The organism is Snodgrassella sp. B3088, from assembly GCF_026535815.1.
Taxonomy (GTDB): Bacteria; Pseudomonadota; Gammaproteobacteria; order Burkholderiales; family Neisseriaceae; genus Snodgrassella; species Snodgrassella alvi_E.
On sequence record NZ_JAFNPG010000002.1, the window covers coordinates 346,124 to 365,074 of the forward strand.

Below are 18,951 nucleotides of genomic sequence, written 5' to 3' on the forward strand. Positions count from 1 at the left end.
AATATTGTTGTTCACACATGTAATAACAAATATTTGCGCTCCCATGGGCTGATTACACGGAAATACTCTGATACTTCCTGTTCTTTTACTGCTATATACATTTCTACAAAACGCTGTCCAAGGATATCGTGAATGGGTTCACATTGACGCAAGCGTTCGATGGATTCTTCCAAAGTGGTTGGAAACTGATAAGGCAGGGAATAAGCATTACTGCTTAAAGGTGCACGCGGCTGTAGTTTTTCTTTAATACCCAGATAACCACAGGCCAGTGAGCAGGCTATGGCCAGATAAGGATTTACATCCACACCAGCGAGCCGGTTTTCAATGCGTCTGCCTTTGGCACTGGCACGTGGTACACGCAGGCCGACGGTGCGATTATCATATCCCCATTCAACATTGGTAGGCGCAGCTGTAAAACGGGTTAGGCGACGAAATGAGTTTACATATGGCGCAAAGAAAGGCATCGTTTGTGGCAGGTATTTCTGTAAGCCACCAATGAAATGGAAAAATAGCTCTGAAGGTGAACCATCATTATTGCTGAAAGCGTTATTGCCGGTTTCTACCTCGACCAGACTCTGGTGTATATGCATGGCGCTACCTGGTTCGCCTTCCATGGGTTTAGCCATAAATGTCGCATACATTTTGTGGTGAAAAGCAGATTCACGAACAGTTCGTTTAAACAGAAAAACCTGATCTGCCAAATCCATGGCGTGACCATGTAGGAAATTGATTTCCATCTGGGCAGCACCAATTTCATGAATCAAGGTATCTACTTCCAGATTCTGGTCATGACAATAGTCGTATATTTCTTCAAAAAGCGGATCAAATTCATTTACTGCATCCACGGCATAAGAGCGCCGGCCAAATTCACTGCGTCCGGTACGGCCAATTGGTGGCTGTAGCGGCACATCCGGATCAGGATTGGGAGAAATCAAATAAAACTCCATCTCCGGCGCCACAATAGGTTTCAGCTCCATATTTTCATACAGATTTAGAATGCGTCTGAGCACATTGCGTGGTGCGGTTTCTACCGGCAGACCGTCGGGGGAGAAACAATCGAATATTAGCGATGCTGTTGGATCTTGTGCCCAAGGCACAAAACGGAGGGTAGACGGGTCTGGCTTTAATTCCATATCTGCATCGGTTTCATCAAGCAGGCTAGATTGCGGATATTCACCGGTAACTGTTTGCAGTAGCACTGCTTCCGGTAGCCGCATATCAGGCTCAGATATGAATTTATCTTTAGGGATAATTTTACCGCGTGCCACACCTGTGATGTCCGGCAAAATGCATTCTACTTCAGTGATACCATGTTCTTTAAGCCAATTGAATATATCATCATACATAAGTCACCTTAAAATGATTCCTTTTGCTTATGCAATTTGTATTGCATACATGCTTCACGAAAAGCCTTAAAAATAGCAATAGAAAGCGGTTTCTGCCCATACAGCCATTCAGGATGCCATTGCACTGCATAGCCAAATAGAGGTGCTGCATCTATCCTGAAAGCTTCAATCAGGCCGTCTGGGGCAGTTGCTTCAATGCTAAGCCCGGGTGCTAACGTTTTTACTCCTTGCTGATGTAATGAATTAACTGAATACTGCTGCTGATTTGTTGCCAGCCACAACATTAACAGGCTGTCGTCGTGCAGATGAACTGGATGTGCGTCAGCGTACTGCACCTCAATTGATTGATTATCAGGTTCCCGATGGTCTAAAAAACCTGGAATTTCGTGTACATACTGATGTAGCTTGCCGCCTAGTGCCACATTGATTTCCTGCAAACCACGGCACACACCCAAAAGGGGAATACCTTCATCAATCAGTTTCCGGATAAAGGGTAAAGTTGTATGGTCACGCGCTTTATCGTGCAATGTGCCTTCTCGGGCGTTATCTCCGCCATACCAGCATGGTTCAATATTGGAATAGGAGCCAGAGAGGAAAATGCCATCTACTAAAGGCAGCAAGCGTTGTAATGCATCTTGATCAGCCAGGGCTGGCAGCAAAATCACGTCGCCGACACTATTCTGTACAGCCTGAATATATTTATCGCCTACAGCGTGAAAATCCCATTTACCTATCTGCTTTACATCACACGGAATACCAATTACCGGACGCACTTGCATAAGTTAATCTCAAGATTTTAATAAATAAAAGAGTTTCTGATTCTGTATTGCATAATCCCACGCCACGCAAAAAATGGCAAGATTTCTTAAGTTAAAGTATTAAAGTGATAAGTTGTTAATTCGAGTTTTAAATAAATATTGCCAGTGAGCTGTTGTTATTAGTCCTTCATTATTTTGGCAGTACATATAAAAACATTTTAGTGTCCGATGAATGTAAAAAAAGCCCTGAATTAATTCAGGGCTAACAAAATCTTTTGAATAGCTTTAGAAGCGGCGCTGTAATTTTGCAGCCAGCATAATACTGGCGGCCAGTTCTTCTATCGATTTATGTGTGGTATTGGTAAACGGTATATTAAATCGGCGAAACATTTCTTCAGCTGTTGAAATTTCACGGCGACAGTTATCACGGCTGGCATAGCGGGAATCCGGACGGCGTTCCGAACGGATATGGTGTAGACGGTCTGCTTCAATTGTCAAACCATATAGTTTTTGCCGAAATGGCTGCAACATTCTTGGCAACTCGCTGCTTTCTAAATCTTCAGGTATGAGAGGATAATTGGCGGCACGGATACCGTACTGCAACGCCAAATAAAGACATGTAGGAGTTTTGCCACTACGGGATACACCCATCAGAATGACATCTGCTTTCTGTAATTCGCGATCAGTAATTCCGTCATCATGATTAAGCGCAAAATTAATTGCCTCCATACGCTTATCATAGCGTTCTGTATCATGCATACCATGAGTACGCCCAATGGAATGATTAGCTTCTATAGCCAGTTCATCTTCAAGCTCACCAATAAAGGCATCATAAAAACTCATGTGCATGCCAGCACTGGTTTTAATCAGTTTGCGTACATTTTCATCAACAATACTGGAAAATACCAACGGTCGTGCTTCACATTTGCTGGCAGCGGTATTAATCAGGGCAACAATTTCCTTTGCTTTTGCTTCGGTGTCTACAAACGGATAAGTAGCCCGTTTAAATTCTATATTGTCAAACTGATTTAGTAAGGCCAGCCCCATACTTTCAGCTGTAATTCCGGTGCGGTCAGATACAAAAAAAACTTGGCGAACTGGTTTCATAATTATTTACACAAATTTAATTTAAAAAATCGGTAGATAAAAGCCGATGGTCAGACATTGTAAATGAAGTTGGCTGTGGACAGATGTTTAAAATTAGCTTTTTTTCCACATTCAGCCAAAATAAAGTTAAATCAGACCGAACCTGCCAGAAATCAGCAATAAAATGCAGATTTAAATCAAAAATATCATAATTTTAGATTTATGTTGTTGAAAGGGTAATTAAAATGCAATATTTGTCCAAATAATTGATAATAGAATCAAAATATTTATTCATTCAACAGCTTGTGCTTTACACACATTTGACCAAAGATAAACAATGCTCACATAAAGTAGATAAATAGCCAAAAATACATGACATTTTATACTTGAATAGTTAGAATAGGCCGTCTTCAACTTTCCCCACTCCACATTGGATAACCATCATGGCCGGTAATAACGTAATCTGGTTTGAAAATTTGCGCATGACCGACGTTGAAAGCGTCGGCGGCAAGAATGCTTCTCTTGGCGAGATGATTTCACAGCTCACCGAAAAAGGTGTGCGTGTTCCCGGTGGTTTTGCAACCACAGCAGAAGCCTATCGCAAATTTTTAGCCTACGAAGGTTTGAGTGAACGCATTAGCAGTGAACTCAAGGCGCTTGATGTCGATAATGTTGCCGAGCTGGCAAGAGTAGGTAAACAAATCCGTCAATGGATTATGGATACTCCTTTCCCGCCTGAGCTGGAAGCTGATTTACAGGCGGCATGGGAAAAAATGGTGGCTGATGCCGGTACAGATCAGATTTGTGTGGCTGTACGCTCATCCGCCACTGCAGAAGATTTACCTGATGCATCCTTTGCCGGACAACAGGAAACATTCTTAAATATTAGTGGTTATGATAATGTCAAAGAGGCTATGCACCACGTATTTGCTTCTTTGTATAATGATCGTGCCATTTCTTATCGTGTTCATAAGAATTTTGCCCACGACATCGTAGCTCTGTCGGCAGGGGTACAACGTATGGTGCGCTCTGATAAAGGCGCATCCGGTGTGATGTTTACTATGGATACTGAGTCTGGATTTGATCAGGTAGTATTTGTAACATCATCATATGGTCTGGGCGAAACCGTTGTACAGGGTGCCGTAAATCCAGATGAATTTTATGTGCACAAACCAACATTAAAAGCCGGTCGTCCTGCGATCTTGCGCAAAACCATGGGTTCTAAACTGATTAAAATGGTTTTCACAGAAGATGCACAGGCAGGCAAATCTGTACAGACTGTAGATGTAGAACCTGCTGAGCGGAAAAAATTCTCTATCAGTGCCGAAGAAATTACTGAGCTGGCACAATATGCACTGATTATTGAAGAACATTATGGTCGCCCAATGGATATTGAGTGGGGACGTGATGGTATTGACGGAAAACTGTATATTCTTCAGGCTCGCCCTGAAACCGTAAAATCTCAGGAAAATAATAGCCGCGTATTGCGTCGTTATCAGATTAATGACAAATCTACCATTCTGGTAGAAGGCCGTGCTATTGGTCAGAAAGTAGGTCAGGGTAAAGTACGATTGGTTAAATCCGTTGATGAAATGGATAAAGTTTTACCAGGAGACGTGCTGGTTACTGATATGACTGACCCCGATTGGGAGCCCGTGATGAAACGTGCTTCAGCCATTATTACCAATCGTGGCGGACGCACTTGCCATGCTGCCATTATTGCGAGGGAGCTAGGTATCCCGGCCGTAGTCGGTTGCGGTAATGCGACTTCTGCATTGCAGGACGGTCAGGAAGTAACCGTATCCTGTGCTGAAGGTGACACTGGTTATGTTTATAAAGGCTTGCTGAAGGTAGATATTAATGAAATACCTTTAGATAATATGCCTGAATCACCTGCTAAAATCATGATGAACGTGGGTAATCCAGAGCTGGCGTTTAGCTTTTCAAACTTGCCGGGCTATGGTATCGGGCTGGCTCGTATGGAATTCATCATTAACCGTCAGATCGGTATTCACCCGCGTGCTCTGCTGGAATTTGACCAGCAGGATGAGCAGATGCAAGCTGAGATTACAGACCGCATAGCTGGATATACCTCTCCGGTAGATTTTTATGTAGATAAAATTGCCGAAGGTGTAGCTACATTGGCTGCTTCAGTTTATCCGAAAAAAGTAATTGTGCGCATGTCTGACTTTAAGTCAAACGAATATGCCAATCTACTGGGTGGTAACAAATACGAACCTCACGAAGAAAATCCGATGCTGGGCTTCCGTGGTGCGGCTCGCTATGTATCAGAAGATTTCAAAGATTGTTTTGCGCTTGAGTGTAAGGCACTCAAACACGTTCGTGATGAAATGGGCCTGACCAATGTTGAAATCATGATTCCGTTTGTACGTACTTTGAAAGAAGCGGAAAATGTAGTACGTGCATTGAAAGACAATGGCTTGGAACGCGGTAAAAATGGTCTGCGTCTGATTATGATGTGTGAATTGCCTACCAATGCTGTACTGGCTGAACAATTCCTGAAATACTTTGATGGATTCTCTATCGGCTCTAATGATATGACCCAATTAACTTTGGGTGTGGATCGTGATAGTGGTGGTCCGATTGCAGGTACGTTTGATGAACGTGATCCTGCTGTTAAAGTGATGTTTAGTCTAGCTATTCAGGCTTGCCGTAAGTTAAACAAATACATTGGTATTTGTGGACAGGGACCATCAGACCATGCTGATTTCGCCAAGTGGCTAATTGAAGAAGGTATTGAAACGATTTCTCTCAATCCTGATACTGTAATTGAAACTTGGTTGTATTTAGCAAAAGAATTGAAAAAATAAGTTTTCAATTGATTGAATGCAAGGCCGCTAATTAACAGCGGCCTTTATCTTTATCAGTTCAAGTCGATAAGGAATTTTTAGGTATTTATAATCAAAGTACATATAATTTAAATATTACATATTTATTATGAATAATCCGGCAACATATCCTTGGATTAGGGATATACTATTTAAATGGAATTAGTAATTTAAATCGTACCAAGCAAACATTGTATCTTTAAAAAACAAGACTATTAGATTTTTATTCGAACTCATTGGTAAATTTATTTATTACTATCATTTTAATTTTTAAAATAAAAAGTATTAGCCTAATGCATATTAAATTAGAAATATTAATAAAGCGGAACTGAGTGGAAATTGCAATAAAAGTTTAAAAACTCAATTTTAGATTTAAGCGGGTTTAGAAACCCGGTTAATTATGATAATAACTATCTGTTTTATAGATATAAAATAGATACATTTAAAGATAAATATTATTTATTCTTATTTTTGATCATTGTCAGGGTATTTAATATCAAATTGGTAGGAATAACTAATATATGATTAGAATACATTTAGGTTTATAGTCTGAATATAAAAAAGTTGTAGAAAGGGTAACTATATTTAAATTTGCTAAAAGCCTAGTGATTTTATAGCGCATGAAGCAATTAAATCCATTGCTTTTATTATTGTCTAAATTTCCATAAACCTTTACCTTAGGCTATATACTAGTTATTGTTGATTTCTAAAAGCTATATTCTGAATCAGAATGATAAAAGACGGATCTAGGTGAAAGTAATTTGCTTTTGAATTTTACCTTTATATAAAAAAACAGATAGCTTATTGGCTATCTGTTTTAAAAGAAATTATTATTTTTTGTCCTTCTTGTCTTTATCCGCTGTTTTTGCAGGTTTTTTGGCTGCTAATCCCAATGACTGATTCCATTTGACAGGATCTTTGACTAAGTCCAGTGCTGCTTTTAATTGAGCATCCTTGGCTGGATTGGGTTCTCGACGAGCAAGCCAGTCTTCTTCATCCTTTTTCTTTTTACTGTCTTTTGATGCGTCAGTATTTTTAGCGCCGTTATTTTTGGAGTTGTTGGTAATTGATGTATTGGCTTTGACATCTTTAGTACTGTCTTTATCAGCACTAGTATCATTTTCATGTAAGGCTGCTTCGCTAGCTGAAGCAGAAGACGTGGATTTTTTCTGTCCGCCCAATAGATCACCATTTACTTCTTTACCACCCAGCGGATTGCTCAAATGTCCACCCAAATCAGCCTCGCGGCTTTCGTATGTGCGGTTTTTATCTTTAACCTCTACATCGGGTACGATACCTTGTGCTTGTATAGAGCGGTCATTAGGGGTGTAGTACAAGGCTGTAGTCAGTTTAACAGCACCGCCGTTGGACAAAGGAATAACAGTCTGAACAGAACCTTTGCCGAAACTCTGCGTACCAACAATTACAGCACGCTTGTAATCCTGCAAAGCGCCAGAAACGATTTCAGATGCAGAAGCAGTTCCTGAATTAACCAAAACCGTTACAGGAATGCTTTTAAGCTCATCCGTCAGATTAATGAGCGGATCGTTACCTTTAACCACATAATCTTTAGGAATCGTTCGTAAAACCATTCCTTCTTTTTTATCGCGGTTTTTAGTGCTGACTACTTTTACTCCGGGTTTTAGAAATACAGCGGAAACACCCACTGCACTGTTCAATAAACCGCCTGGATCGTCACGTAAATCTAATACCAAACCTTTTAGTGGTGCTTTATTCTGTTTGTTCAGTTCTTTAAGAGCATCAGCCAGCAAGCTGACCGTGTGTTCCTGAAACTGGGTAATGCGCACATAGCCGTAATTTGGTTCCAGTAATTTAAAGCGAACACTTTTTACTTTAATAATAGCGCGGGTGAGGTGTACCACAATGGGCTGAGTTTCATCTTTACGAGCCAGAGTCAGTGTGATACTGGTGCCTGGTTTACCTCGCATTTTTTTAACCGCTTCAGTGGCTGTCATGTTTCGGGTAGATTCATTGTCAATTTTAACAATGTAATCACCGCTTTTAATACCTGCACGATCGGCCGGTGTATCTTCAATAGGCGCAACAATTTTAATCAGTCCGTCTTCTGAACTGATTTCCATACCTAAACCACCAAATTCACCGGTAGTGCTTTCCTGTAAATCGGAATAATCTTTTACCGTTAAATATTCTGAGTGCGGGTCTAGGTTATTAACCATGCCTTTCATGGCACCTTCTAGAATCGTATCATCGGTTTTATTCTCAACATAATTGGCTTTTATTTGTCCATAAACTTCAGCCATTGTATGCAAAGATTGTACGGGTAATGCTTCGGATTTTTCATTGGCATAGCCCTGTATGCTCAGGGTTAGAATCACGCCACTGAAAGCGCCTAATGTATATAAAGCAGCTTTTTTTAATCGGGAATTAGCCATTATTTCTGTTTTTCTTTCTGATAGCGACAATGATTCAGGTCTAGAAAACCTGTTTGTAAGGGTGATTCATATATTTTATTCAGGCCAAAGTTTACATCATAATGTAAGTACAGGTAATAGTGCGCTATATTCTAATTCAGCGCAGCCATGATAATGGGTTCATTGCCTGATTATGATAGCGGATTTCAAAATATAGTCCATTTTGGCCGTCTGGTAATTTACCACTTATACCAATGTTTTGACCAGCGTCTATCGTATGATTGGCAGTGACTCCTATTGATGCTAAGCCAGTGTAAATACTGATATAGCCTTCACCATGATCGATAATAATTGTGTTGCCATACCCCTGTAAATAAGCTGCATAAGCTACGGTGCCACTGGCTATGCTATGCACAACAGCGTTATTACAGGCAAAAAACAATCCTTTCCAGATACCGCCATTAGGTCTACTTTCACCAAATCTTCCAGCAATGGTACCGCTTACCGGTCGTGGAAGACGACCTTGTTTTTGAGCCAGACCTTTGATTAATGGTGAGTTAATGTTATCTGTAGCCTGTAATGCCATATCTTCAGCGGTTAGTGTTGAAGATGATGTATTGTGAACGGACTCTGTACGGTTAACAGAGTTAGTAGATGTTTTGGGTGGCTGCGGTTTTTCTATTTTGCCTGAAATTTGTTTACTAGGTTTACTTGTTTGTGCCAGACGACGCATGGTTGCCTGTGCTGATAATCGGCTCAGCAAATTGTTCAGACGCTTTTCAGCAGCCTTGAGTGATTGCAGCTGTTTATTTTGTACCGTTAATTGCTGACTTAATACTGTGGATTGACTTTGCTGACTTTGATGCCGTATTTGCAGTTTGTTAATCACTTGCTGCTGCTTCTGGCGTAATTTTGATAGCTCATTTTGCTGTTTTGCTACTGCCTGTTGCTGCTCACTCATACGCGTCTGTTGCTGTTGTAAACGCTGAATGACACGTTCGTTGGCCTCATTCAGATAGCGTATATATTGTAGTGAGCGGCCTTTTTTGTCTGTCGAATCCTGTTTGAGTAGCAGATATACACTGTTTGGTTGGCGATTACGATAATGAGCATTCAGTAAGCGTGCAATTTGAGTCTGAGTTTCGGCTATTTGTGTACGTGTTTTATCCAGACTGGTTTGCAGTGTTTCTAACTGGCGCATACTGGTTTGTTGCTGTTGCCTGAGACGCCCCAATTCATTCCTAGCTTGATTTAGCTGCTGGCTGGTTGCTGCCATAGAGGCATCAATTTTTTTCTGCTCAACAGTTGTTTTACTAATCTGATTCTGAGTAGCTGATATGGCCTGATGTACCTGTTTCAATTCGCTGCCAGGTTGTATTTTTTGATTGCTGGCAGCCATGGCAACAGAAGTTGCCATACAATAACAGGTTAGGGAAAGACAGAAAAAAGTTTTCATCAATTGTTTGTAAATTCAATCAGATTGCGCCCCGTCATTTCTGATGGAGGGTTTAGACCGAGAACCGCTAATAAGGAAGGTGCCACATCTTTTAATGCTCCGCCGGTATGAATGGTGGCTTTTCGGCCAATATATATAAAAGGCACCGGTTCAACTGTATGCTGGGTATGTGGCTGTTGATTTTCTTTATCATACATGTGTTCGCAGTTGCCATGGTCAGCAGTGATTATTACTTCACCGCCAGCAGCTAGAGTAGCTTCTACCACACGCACAACACAGCTATCCAATGTTTCCACTGCTTTGACGGCAGCATCCAGCGAGCCTGTATGTCCAACCATGTCACCATTAGCAAAGTTGCAGATAATGACGTCATGGCGATGATGTTGCAGACTGTCTATGATTTCTTCAGTGATCCCGACAGCACTCATTTCTGGTTGCAAATCATAGGTGGTAACTTTAGGAGAAGGAATCATAATGCGTTCTTCTCCTATATACGGTTCTTCACGTCCGCCACTGAAAAAATAGGTCACATGAGGATATTTTTCAGTTTCGGCAATGCGCAGCTGGCTTAGTCCTTGTTCAGCCAGAAATTCACCTAGTCCATTACGCACCGATTGGCGGCCAAACATTACCGGATGAGGAAACTGCGCACCATAGGCTGTGATGCTGGCAAAGTAGCCAGGCTGTACTGTGTGCTGACGTTGGAAACCGGTAAAATTTTTAAAGGTAAGCGCCTGAGTTAATTCACGCGCACGGTCGGCGCGGAAATTGAGAAACAGTATCGCATCGCCGTTCTTCAACTCTGCATCAGGACTCACTATTGTGGGTTTGACAAATTCATCCTGTTCACCACGCGCATAGGCTGCTTCAAGTGCAGAAATCGGTGAAACAGCATGATAGGGTGCATCACCAAATAAAGCATTGTAAGCTGCTTCGACTCTGTCCCAGCGATTGTCACGATCCATGGCATAAAAACGCCCGACTATGGCACCGCATATTACCTGCGGATGCAGCTGCATATATTCTTGCAAACGCAATAAATAGGGATGCGCACTTTGGGGAGGAGTATCTCGACCATCCAGAAACGGATGCACTACTATTTTTTGCATACCAGCTTCAATAGCCGCGTCTATTACTGCAAAAAAATGCTCAATGTGACTATGTACGCCCCCATCTGAAAACAGACCAAGCAGATGCACAGTATGATTAGGAGTCTGCCATGCTTCTTGCAAAACAATGTTTTTTTTCAGGCTGTTATCTTCAATCGCCATATCAATACGGGTGATGTCCTGAGGGACAACTCGGCCGGCACCAATATTCAAGTGTCCTACTTCTGAATTACCAAACTGCCCCATGGGTAGACCAACCATGCGCTCAGATGCATCAATTGTGCCATAAGCGTAGTGCTGACGATAATTATCGATATGTGGAGTATGTGCCAGTAAAATAGCATTGTCATCACCACCGGCACGATGGCCGAAACCATCCAGAATTAAGAGAACGATAGGTTTGGTTAATGACACAATTGGCCTTTCTGTGATGGTGGGTTGTGTATTCTGACAAAAGTGCCAGTATTATCCAATAGAGTAGGGCTAAGAAGGATGGTATTAAACCAGCTTTAGAGTAAGATAGAATTATAGCTAAAAGCACTGGCTTGAGAAACAGCTGGACAGACCCAATTTAACAACAAATTAATTATATCTGGTTTGATTTTATTTTTTTATGGATATGCAAAATATGGCTGCTCAACGTGGCACTTCTTTCAGTTTTTCTCTGGCCAATCATTTTTTGATTGCTATGCCAGCAATGGAGGATCCTTTTTTTAAAGAAAGCGTGATTTATCTGTGTGAACATAGTGCCGATGGTGCTATGGGTATTATTGTAAATAAGCCTTCACCGATTATGATGGATTTGCTATTTGACTCTGCTAAAACCCCAACGCCGGAACGGTTCCATGGCCAAAATGTTCTTATGGGCGGCCCAGTTCAAGTAGACAGAGGCTTTCTGGTTCATACACCGGCCGGATCATGGGAAAGCAGTTTGATGGTCACTGATGATATTGCTATGACAACGTCTCGCGATATTATTATGGGGCTCACTCAGGAAAATGAGGTAGATAAGGCTGTGGCCACTATCGGTTATTCGAGCTGGTCGGCTGGGCAGTTGGAGCAGGAACTGGCTGATAATAGCTGGATTACTGCACCTGCAGATATGCGGATTTTGTTTGATATGCCCTATAAACAGCGTTATAAGGCCGCTTTGCAGTTGCTGAAAATTGATATTACCAATCTGAGCGGGCTGGCAGGTCATGCCTAATTCGCTTTTATCTCCTTTAAGACGTGGGACGGTTCTTGGCTTTGACTATGGATTAGCACGAATTGGTGTAGCAGTAGGAGAGGCGGAATTGTCGACCGTACATCCGCTGGAAACTATTACGCTTATCAGCAATGAAGAACGATTTATACGTATTGCATCTCTTATCAAAGAGTGGCAGCCAAAGGCTCTGGTAGTTGGATTGCCAACTCATGCTGATGGTGCTTCAGATGAGGCGACGGCACAATGCCGGCGATTTGGTAACCGCCTGCGTGGGCGTTTTCAATTATCCGTATATTGGGTAGATGAACGCTGGACATCAGCCGTGGCTGATAGTTTGCTCAGTGAAGCTGGTATTTTTGGAAAAAAACGTAAACAGGTTTTAGATCAAGTGGCTGCACAGGCTATTTTGACAACGTTTTTCAGTTCCGGCGCTTGTAAAGCCAAATTGGTTGAATAGGTGAGGTTCTGATACATTTTTTTATTACAAATCGATTCCAATATTAGAGTTTCTCCAGAAAACTGCACTTCTGAATTTTCTTTTCTTTCATTTTTCTGTTAATCATATACTTAGCTGGCGAAAAATGCCGGTATATTCTCTGTCGTGAATATACAGCAGTTCACATTATTTGGTTTTATTTTTGCGAAACCGGGGATAAACTTAACCTCAGTAAATAGAGAAACAGTTTAATCAGACTAGGACGCATAATGAGCACAGATAGCAGTATCAGCTTAGATACAATGGAGGCCAGCACTAAAGCCAATATTCTTGCCGAGGCTTTACCTTATATCCGGCGCTTTTCCGGCGTAACCATGGTAATCAAATACGGTGGTAATGCCATGACAGATCCACAACTGAAAGAAAGTTTTGCCAAAGATGTAGTTTTACTGAAACTGGTAGGAATCCATCCAGTAATTGTTCATGGGGGTGGCCCACAAATTAATGATCTACTTCAAAAAATAGGCAAAGATAATCAGTTCATTCAGGGTATGCGGGTGACAGATAACGAAACCATGAATATTGTTGAAATGGTACTTGGTGGCTGTGTAAATAAGGAAATTACTTCTCTTTTAAATCAGCATGGCGGACATGCAGTAGGTATTACAGGACGGGATAACCATTTTATCAAAGCTAGAAAATTATATGTCTCTACCCCTGAAAACGCCCGACAGGATATCGGGCAGGTTGGAGAAGTAGAGTCTATTGATACTGCGCTGATAGAGGAAATGGTCGAACACGGCTATATACCTGTAGTGGCGCCGGTAGGGGTAGGTGAGCAGGGCGAAGCTTTTAACATTAATGCAGATGTGGTGGCCGGAAAACTGGCAGAGAGCCTGCAAGCAGAAAAGCTGATTATGCTAACTAATACCATAGGTGTACTGGATAAAAATCAACAGTTATTAAGCCGTTTAACACCGGCAGATATTAATGCATTAATCGCGGATGGTACCTTACAAAATGGTATGTTACCCAAAATCAATGCTACCTTGCAGGCTGCAATGCATGGCGTGCACAACACGCACATTATCGACGGACGTGTGCCACATGCACTGCTGCTGGAGATATTCACCGACAAAGGTGTGGGTACTATGATTCTTGGTCAGGATGAGCAGGCTTAATAGTTCTAATTTAGGTGCCGACAATATTTAATTGTTGTGTAATTAAATATTTAATTTTTTTTATTGGTATAATTGTTCAAAAAGCTTGACACTAAAATTACAAACGCTATAATTTCGCCTCATTCCCTGATAGCTCAGTCGGTAGAGCGACGGACTGTTAATCCGCAGGTCCCAGGTTCGAGCCCTGGTCGGGGAGCCAGTTTAAAAAAAGCACTCATTTATTTGAGTGCTTTTTTCATTGTGGACGTTTTATCTGTTATCCGCCAACTTTAATCAGTTTCACATTGAAGATTAAAACACTGTTAGGTGGAATAGCGCTTGTCGGGCTTTGTTCTCCATAAGCAAGATTTGACGGGATATAAAATGTATAGTCACTGCCTTCTGACATCAGCTGCAGACCTTCAGTCCATCCAGGTATGACGCCGTTAAGTGGGAAAGTGGCTGGCTGATTATTACGCTGTGCTGTGCTATCAAATACTGTGCCATCGATCAGGCGCCCTTCATACTGAACAGTTACCATATCGCTTGCTTTCGGCTTTTTACCACTACCTTCATGATTGACTTTATATTGCAAGCCAGAAGCAGTAGTAGTAACCCCAGGTGCAGTTTTATTTTTGGCCAGAAACTCATCTCCAGCTAATTGAGGGTTACGGGTGGCTGACGTAGCTGAAGATGCAGCTACCGGCTCACTACTATTACTTTTAAAACCGTTGTCCGCAAAGTTGCAGGCCGATACAGCCAGCAAAGTTGAGATACCCATAATAGTTAAAGACAAGCTTTTCATAATTTCTCTTTAAATGTTGAAGGAAAAGCAATTATAGCCAGCCATTCACAAAAAATAAATTTACTGATCAAGCTTCGCAATTATCAATACAAAAGTAGAAGTTGTAGGTAATATTTTTTTGTGATGAATTTGCCTATTTGAATGAATATCAGTTTAAAACTAATGCATTTTATTATCTTCAAAACTTACGAAATAGAATTATTTGTGTGGAAATGCAGACACTGTTTAGCTGAAAATATTGTTCTTCTTAATAACATATTAATAGATCATTACAATCTTCTTTTTATTAAATTCACACTTGTTTATCTCTTCTCAAGTACAGAAAATTGATAACTGTTGTCTTTGCGAGACCAAATGCTTTTATTTACACTTATGTACCTAAATTAATATTAGGGCAAATATAACTTCCGAATATCTATAAATCGTTAAAACAAGATTGTTAATATAACAAGAAAAAAATTATATTAACCAGAATTATAGCAGCTTTGAAGTGTAAGCATGCGAAATGGAAAGAGAAAAATATGGATTTGGGATTGCTTGGCGACTGATTGATGTCAGTTCGGCATTTTGCAGGTATTCTTACCAGCAGTGTTAATTGAATGTTGATAATGGCTTGACATCATGAGAGCATGCAGAATAGAATTGCAACTTATAAGAAGAGGTCAATTCTAAATCTTTGTTTAATGTTTGCTGTGGCAAAGTTAAACCAAATCGACTTTCAATAAAAATACCCTTACCTTTCTTTTGCATACACCCATGCATTTAAGGCTTGGTAACAGGAATTATTATGAGTTTACGGACTCATCTTATCTTAAATTCTAATAAATAAGTTCATTTAAATCTTTATGCACGTTTCTGAATTACAAAACTTACATGTGTCTGAGTTACTGGGCATAGCTGATGAATTTGGCATTGAAAATGCCAACCGTTTGCGTAAACAAGATCTTGTTTTTGCGATTGTACGCATCAAAATGAAGCAGGGAGAAGCTTTTACCTGCTCTGGTACGCTGGAAATTCTTCCTGATGGCTTCGGTTTTCTGCGCAGTATGGACACATCTTATTTGGCTGGGCCGGATGACATCTATGTCAGCCCCAGTCAGATTCGACGTTTCAATCTGCATACCGGTGATACGATTGAAGGCAGCGTACGTGTACCTAAAGATAACGAACGTTATTTTGCTTTGGTGCGACTGGATAAAATCAATGGTGATGACCCAGAGGTATGCAAGCATAAAATCCTATTTGAAAATCTTACGCCATTATTTCCGGATCGTCAGTTTGTATTAGAACGTGATATCCGCTCAGGAGAAAATCTGACCGGCCGTGCTATAGACCTGATTGCTCCCATTGGTTTCGGCCAACGTGCTTTACTAGTAGCACCGCCGAAATCTGGTAAAACCGTAATGTTGCAAAATATTGCCCATGCAATTACAGCTAATTATCCAGATGCAGAGCTGCTTGTTTTGCTGATTGATGAACGTCCGGAAGAAGTAACAGAAATGACGCGCTCCGTACGTGGGGAAGTGGTTTCTTCTACCTTTGATGAGCCAGCTACCCGCCATGTACAAGTAGCGGAAATGGTAATTGAAAAAGCTAAGCGTTTGGTAGAGCACAAAAAAGATGTAATTATTCTGCTGGATTCAATTACTCGTCTGGCACGAGCTTATAACACTGTCATACCTGCTTCAGGCAAGATTTTGACTGGTGGTATTGATGCCAATGCATTGCATCGTCCTAAACGATTTTTTGGTGCCGCGCGTAATGTGGAAGAAGGCGGTTCATTAACGATTATTGCTACTGCTTTGGTTGAAACCGGTAGTCGCATGGATGATGTAATTTACGAAGAATTCAAAGGTACGGGTAATATGGAATTGCATCTGGACAGGCGTATGGCAGAAAAACGTCTATTCCCGGCCATCAACATCAATCGTTCTGGGACGCGTCGTGAAGAACTGCTGGTATCAAATGAACATCTGCAAAAAATGTGGCTGCTGCGCAAGTTTTTGCATCCAATGGATGATATTGAAGCTACCGAATTCATCATTGATAAATTGAAACAGTCCAAAAATAATGCAGACTTTTTTGATTTAATGCGTGGTAGTAAATAGTCAAATGATACCTTATTAAGCCGTGTTTTAATCTGTAAACACGGCTTTTAATTTTTGATATTTAAATACTGATAAAAAAGCCATACTGATAAATACAGTATGGCTTTTTAATATCAGACTGAACAATATTTAAACAGTAAATGATTCTGATAATTATAAATGCATAAAATCGTGCTAGAACAACTTAAAGTTTAAGTTCATGCACATGAACACCATTAGCATCGACAGCGAGATAGCCTCCATAATTTTCAGCCCAGTCTTGTATAACATAACGTTTGAATAACTGATTATTCAGTTTAGATTCATGTACGGCAGGGCGGTGAGTGTGGCCATGAATCAGCGTGGGTAAGGAATCTTGAGCATGGTTTTCCATCAGTTGCTGGATGGCACTTTCAGTGACATCAGAGATTTCACTTTTACCTTCATTATTTTTACGTGTCTCACTCATCTGACGAATTTGTCCGGCCAGTAATCTCCGTTCTGCTATGGGTTTGCTTAATACGGCCATCTGCCATAATGGATTACGTGACTGCATACGAAATTGCTGATAGGCTACATCATCGGTACATAGCTCATCTCCATGCATGATAATATAATCATGACCATAAAGATTAATCTGTTGTGGTGCATTTAATAGCTGGATACCGCTTTCAGCTGAAAATTTTTCTCCCAGCAGAAAATCACGATTGCCATGAATAAAATAAATCGGCGTGCTGGCAGTAAATTCTTTCAGCTCTTTTTTGATGGTGCGGATAAAATCACTGTCATCATCATCGCCAATCCAGACATCGAAAAAATCTCCCAGAATATATAAGGCATCAATATTTCCCTGCCATTGTTGTAAACAGCGCTGAAAAAGTTTATTTAATGGCGGAGTTTGTTCTGACAAATGTAAGTCTGAAATAAAAATAGTGGTGTTCATGGTTTGTCGATTTAATAATATCAGGCTAAAAATTCAGTGTACTTTGCTGCGTCGAAGCCAACAAGTACGCGTTGTTTATTATTTATTAATACAGGACGCTTGATTACTGAAGGTTGATTCATCATCAGCTGTATGGCCGCTTCATTGCTGCAGAGTGCATCCTGCTGATCGATGGCACTTAATTTACGCCAAGTGGTACCTTTACGATTAATAAGGGTTTCTTTAGGTATTTGTGTCAGCCAAAATTGGATATCTGAAGCTGTGGGAGGTGTTTTTTTGAAATCGATAAATTCAGCATCAATTTCATGCTCTTGTAGCCACTGACGCGCTTTTTTTACCGTATTACATTGGCTGATACCATATATCCGAATACTCATAATTAAGACCATGTAAATGTACAGACGAATATTATACCGGTTTGCTCTGACGAGCTTAAGTGTTGGTTTGTTGCATGCAGATTGTTTTTAAACTCACGATATAGGGTCTGCATTGCTAATCTGACATATTGGCAGTATGCTTAAATCAGTGCAAAAATATTATTTTATGAGGAAAGTCGGTATGAAAAAAATCAGTTTATTATTTGCCACCAGCCTGTTACTGGCCGCCTGTAGTGGTAAACAAGAGGCGAGTAATAGTAATTTTACAAATGCAATTAATGAATTTGGCAAAAATGATAAGGTATGTCTGGCGGTAAATTTGGTATTAGACAACGCTCAGGGTGGAGTTAATAATATGATTACTCTGGGAAATAAGGAAATTCGGATTGCCAGAAAAAACAGTGATGGAGAGAAAGTCAATAAAACAGCCCTGAAACAAATGGATATTCTGACTGATGCAGATTTATACGAACAAGGAAAAGATGTCACATTAACTGTAAATGGTGGACCAGATATTCCACAGGCAGTGTATTACCGGACCAGCAAGGGTGAAGCAAATGTGCTCAACAGTGCTCAGGGTAGTCTGCTTTGCCTTGGTACACAAAAGGTAGATAAAATTGTGCTCTTTACTGAACCCACACCAGCCAATGGTATGACTATATCCAAGGTGGTCTATGATGCCAAGTTGATACCGGAAAAATGGGCTGAAAATCTGATTAAAACCACTGATGAAAACTGGTGGAAATCTTTACAGGAACCACAACGGCGTGCTGCGATATTAGTCTTGACTGATAAAGGGTGGAAGGATGAACGTGCACTACATTGATTGTAATAAAATCAATAGAATGCAAATGGATTTTCACTGATTAATTGTTTGAAAAGTTAGATAATTGGTTATCTGGCATTACGCATATAGATTAAAATTTGGTTTGGCACTAG

The 18,951-nt window shown here is 40.7% G+C and carries 15 protein-coding genes and 1 tRNA gene; 7 read left to right on the forward strand and 9 right to left on the reverse strand.

Annotation, left to right across the window (positions count from 1 at the left end):
• Nucleotides 1–11: 11 nt before the first annotated feature.
• The 3 genes from J3U75_RS02010 to J3U75_RS02020 all read right to left on the reverse strand — a co-directional run bounded on the left by J3U75_RS02010 (nucleotide 12) and on the right by J3U75_RS02020 (nucleotide 3,211).
• Entirely contained in the window at nucleotides 12–1,346 is a 1,335-nt protein-coding gene (locus tag J3U75_RS02010; protein WP_100140144.1) for a glutamine synthetase family protein, read from the reverse strand.
• A gap of 8 nt (nucleotides 1,347–1,354) precedes the next feature.
• Nucleotides 1,355–2,125, reverse strand: a complete 771-nt coding sequence (locus J3U75_RS02015) for a gamma-glutamyl-gamma-aminobutyrate hydrolase family protein (RefSeq protein WP_267390259.1) — start codon at nucleotides 2,123–2,125, stop codon at nucleotides 1,355–1,357.
• A gap of 264 nt (nucleotides 2,126–2,389) precedes the next feature.
• Nucleotides 2,390–3,211, reverse strand: coding sequence for a pyruvate, water dikinase regulatory protein (locus tag J3U75_RS02020; RefSeq protein WP_267390260.1), 822 nt, complete (start codon nucleotides 3,209–3,211; stop codon nucleotides 2,390–2,392).
• A 422-nt stretch (nucleotides 3,212–3,633) separates the two neighbouring features.
• On the opposite strand from J3U75_RS02020, the gene ppsA reads away from it, so the two are divergent.
• Entirely contained in the window at nucleotides 3,634–6,021 is a 2,388-nt protein-coding gene (ppsA, locus tag J3U75_RS02025) for a phosphoenolpyruvate synthase (protein ID WP_267390262.1), read from the forward strand.
• 848 nt (nucleotides 6,022–6,869) lie between these two features.
• Here ppsA and J3U75_RS02030 read toward each other — a convergent pair.
• From J3U75_RS02030 to gpmI, 3 genes are all read right to left on the reverse strand, one after another.
• Nucleotides 6,870–8,453: a S41 family peptidase gene (locus J3U75_RS02030; protein WP_267390264.1), complete on the reverse strand. Its 1,584-nt coding sequence runs from the start codon at nucleotides 8,451–8,453 to the stop codon at nucleotides 6,870–6,872.
• 136 nt (nucleotides 8,454–8,589) lie between these two features.
• Nucleotides 8,590–9,849, reverse strand: coding sequence for a murein hydrolase activator EnvC family protein (locus tag J3U75_RS02035; protein WP_267390265.1), 1,260 nt, complete (start codon nucleotides 9,847–9,849; stop codon nucleotides 8,590–8,592).
• Nucleotides 9,850–9,887: 38 nt separating this feature from the next.
• A complete protein-coding gene (gpmI, locus tag J3U75_RS02040) occupies nucleotides 9,888–11,411 on the reverse strand; it encodes a 2,3-bisphosphoglycerate-independent phosphoglycerate mutase (protein WP_267390266.1) in 1,524 nt (507 codons plus the stop codon).
• A 214-nt stretch (nucleotides 11,412–11,625) separates the two neighbouring features.
• On the opposite strand from gpmI, the gene J3U75_RS02045 reads away from it, so the two are divergent.
• The 4 genes from J3U75_RS02045 (at nucleotide 11,626) to J3U75_RS02060 (ending at nucleotide 14,020) form a co-directional block, all read left to right on the forward strand.
• Nucleotides 11,626–12,204 (forward strand): YqgE/AlgH family protein, encoded by a 579-nt coding sequence (locus J3U75_RS02045; protein WP_267390267.1) that lies wholly within the window; start codon nucleotides 11,626–11,628, stop codon nucleotides 12,202–12,204.
• Nucleotides 12,197–12,661, forward strand: a complete 465-nt coding sequence (ruvX, locus tag J3U75_RS02050) for a Holliday junction resolvase RuvX (protein ID WP_267390268.1) — start codon at nucleotides 12,197–12,199, stop codon at nucleotides 12,659–12,661. Before J3U75_RS02045 ends, ruvX begins: the two co-directional genes overlap by 8 nt.
• Nucleotides 12,662–12,909: 248 nt before the next feature.
• The gene (gene argB, locus J3U75_RS02055; RefSeq protein ID WP_267390269.1) at nucleotides 12,910–13,821 is read left to right on the forward strand and encodes an acetylglutamate kinase; all 912 of its coding nucleotides are present in this window, start codon (nucleotides 12,910–12,912) and stop codon (nucleotides 13,819–13,821) included.
• A 123-nt stretch (nucleotides 13,822–13,944) separates the two neighbouring features.
• Nucleotides 13,945–14,020, forward strand: a tRNA-Asn gene (locus J3U75_RS02060).
• Nucleotides 14,021–14,077: 57 nt separating this feature from the next.
• Here the strand turns inward: J3U75_RS02060 and J3U75_RS02065 are convergent.
• Nucleotides 14,078–14,605 (reverse strand): FKBP-type peptidyl-prolyl cis-trans isomerase, encoded by a 528-nt coding sequence (locus J3U75_RS02065; protein WP_323811344.1) that lies wholly within the window; start codon nucleotides 14,603–14,605, stop codon nucleotides 14,078–14,080.
• Between the two features lie 845 nt (nucleotides 14,606–15,450).
• Between J3U75_RS02065 and rho the strand changes: the two genes are divergently transcribed.
• Complete coding sequence (gene rho / locus J3U75_RS02070; protein WP_100140154.1) at nucleotides 15,451–16,713, forward strand: transcription termination factor Rho; 1,263 nt, start codon at nucleotides 15,451–15,453, stop codon at nucleotides 16,711–16,713.
• A gap of 184 nt (nucleotides 16,714–16,897) precedes the next feature.
• On the opposite strand, the gene J3U75_RS02075 is transcribed toward rho, so the two are convergent.
• On the reverse strand, nucleotides 16,898–17,635 hold the full coding sequence (locus J3U75_RS02075; protein ID WP_267390270.1) for a UDP-2,3-diacylglucosamine diphosphatase: 738 nt from the start codon (nucleotides 17,633–17,635) through the stop codon (nucleotides 16,898–16,900).
• A gap of 20 nt (nucleotides 17,636–17,655) precedes the next feature.
• A complete protein-coding gene (locus J3U75_RS02080) occupies nucleotides 17,656–18,012 on the reverse strand; it encodes a Spx/MgsR family RNA polymerase-binding regulatory protein (protein WP_267390271.1) in 357 nt (118 codons plus the stop codon).
• 181 nt (nucleotides 18,013–18,193) lie between these two features.
• Between J3U75_RS02080 and J3U75_RS02085 the strand changes: the two genes are divergently transcribed.
• Nucleotides 18,194–18,838, forward strand: a complete 645-nt coding sequence (locus J3U75_RS02085; protein ID WP_267390272.1) for a hypothetical protein — start codon at nucleotides 18,194–18,196, stop codon at nucleotides 18,836–18,838.
• Nucleotides 18,839–18,951 lie beyond the last annotated feature (113 nt).

What these genes read in the sequence shown, in the direction of transcription:
- J3U75_RS02010 (WP_100140144.1), bottom strand. Translation starts at nt 1,346, where the DNA reads ATGTATGATGATATATTCAATTGGCTTAAAGAACATGGTATCACTGAA.
- J3U75_RS02015 (WP_267390259.1), bottom strand. Translation starts at nt 2,125, where the DNA reads ATGCAAGTGCGTCCGGTAATTGGTATTCCGTGTGATGTAAAGCAGATA.
- J3U75_RS02020 (WP_267390260.1), bottom strand. Translation starts at nt 3,211, where the DNA reads ATGAAACCAGTTCGCCAAGTTTTTTTTGTATCTGACCGCACCGGAATT.
- ppsA (WP_267390262.1), top strand. Translation starts at nt 3,634, where the DNA reads ATGGCCGGTAATAACGTAATCTGGTTTGAAAATTTGCGCATGACCGAC.
- J3U75_RS02030 (WP_267390264.1), bottom strand. Translation starts at nt 8,453, where the DNA reads ATGGCTAATTCCCGATTAAAAAAAGCTGCTTTATATACATTAGGCGCT.
- J3U75_RS02035 (WP_267390265.1), bottom strand. Translation starts at nt 9,849, where the DNA reads ATGGCAACTTCTGTTGCCATGGCTGCCAGCAATCAAAAAATACAACCT.
- J3U75_RS02045 (WP_267390267.1), top strand. Translation starts at nt 11,626, where the DNA reads ATGGCTGCTCAACGTGGCACTTCTTTCAGTTTTTCTCTGGCCAATCAT.
- ruvX (WP_267390268.1), top strand. Translation starts at nt 12,197, where the DNA reads ATGCCTAATTCGCTTTTATCTCCTTTAAGACGTGGGACGGTTCTTGGC.
- argB (WP_267390269.1), top strand. Translation starts at nt 12,910, where the DNA reads ATGAGCACAGATAGCAGTATCAGCTTAGATACAATGGAGGCCAGCACT.
- J3U75_RS02065 (WP_323811344.1), bottom strand. Translation starts at nt 14,605, where the DNA reads ATGAAAAGCTTGTCTTTAACTATTATGGGTATCTCAACTTTGCTGGCT.
- rho (WP_100140154.1), top strand. Translation starts at nt 15,451, where the DNA reads ATGCACGTTTCTGAATTACAAAACTTACATGTGTCTGAGTTACTGGGC.
- J3U75_RS02075 (WP_267390270.1), bottom strand. Translation starts at nt 17,635, where the DNA reads ATGAACACCACTATTTTTATTTCAGACTTACATTTGTCAGAACAAACT.
- J3U75_RS02080 (WP_267390271.1), bottom strand. Translation starts at nt 18,012, where the DNA reads ATGAGTATTCGGATATATGGTATCAGCCAATGTAATACGGTAAAAAAA.
- J3U75_RS02085 (WP_267390272.1), top strand. Translation starts at nt 18,194, where the DNA reads ATGAAAAAAATCAGTTTATTATTTGCCACCAGCCTGTTACTGGCCGCC.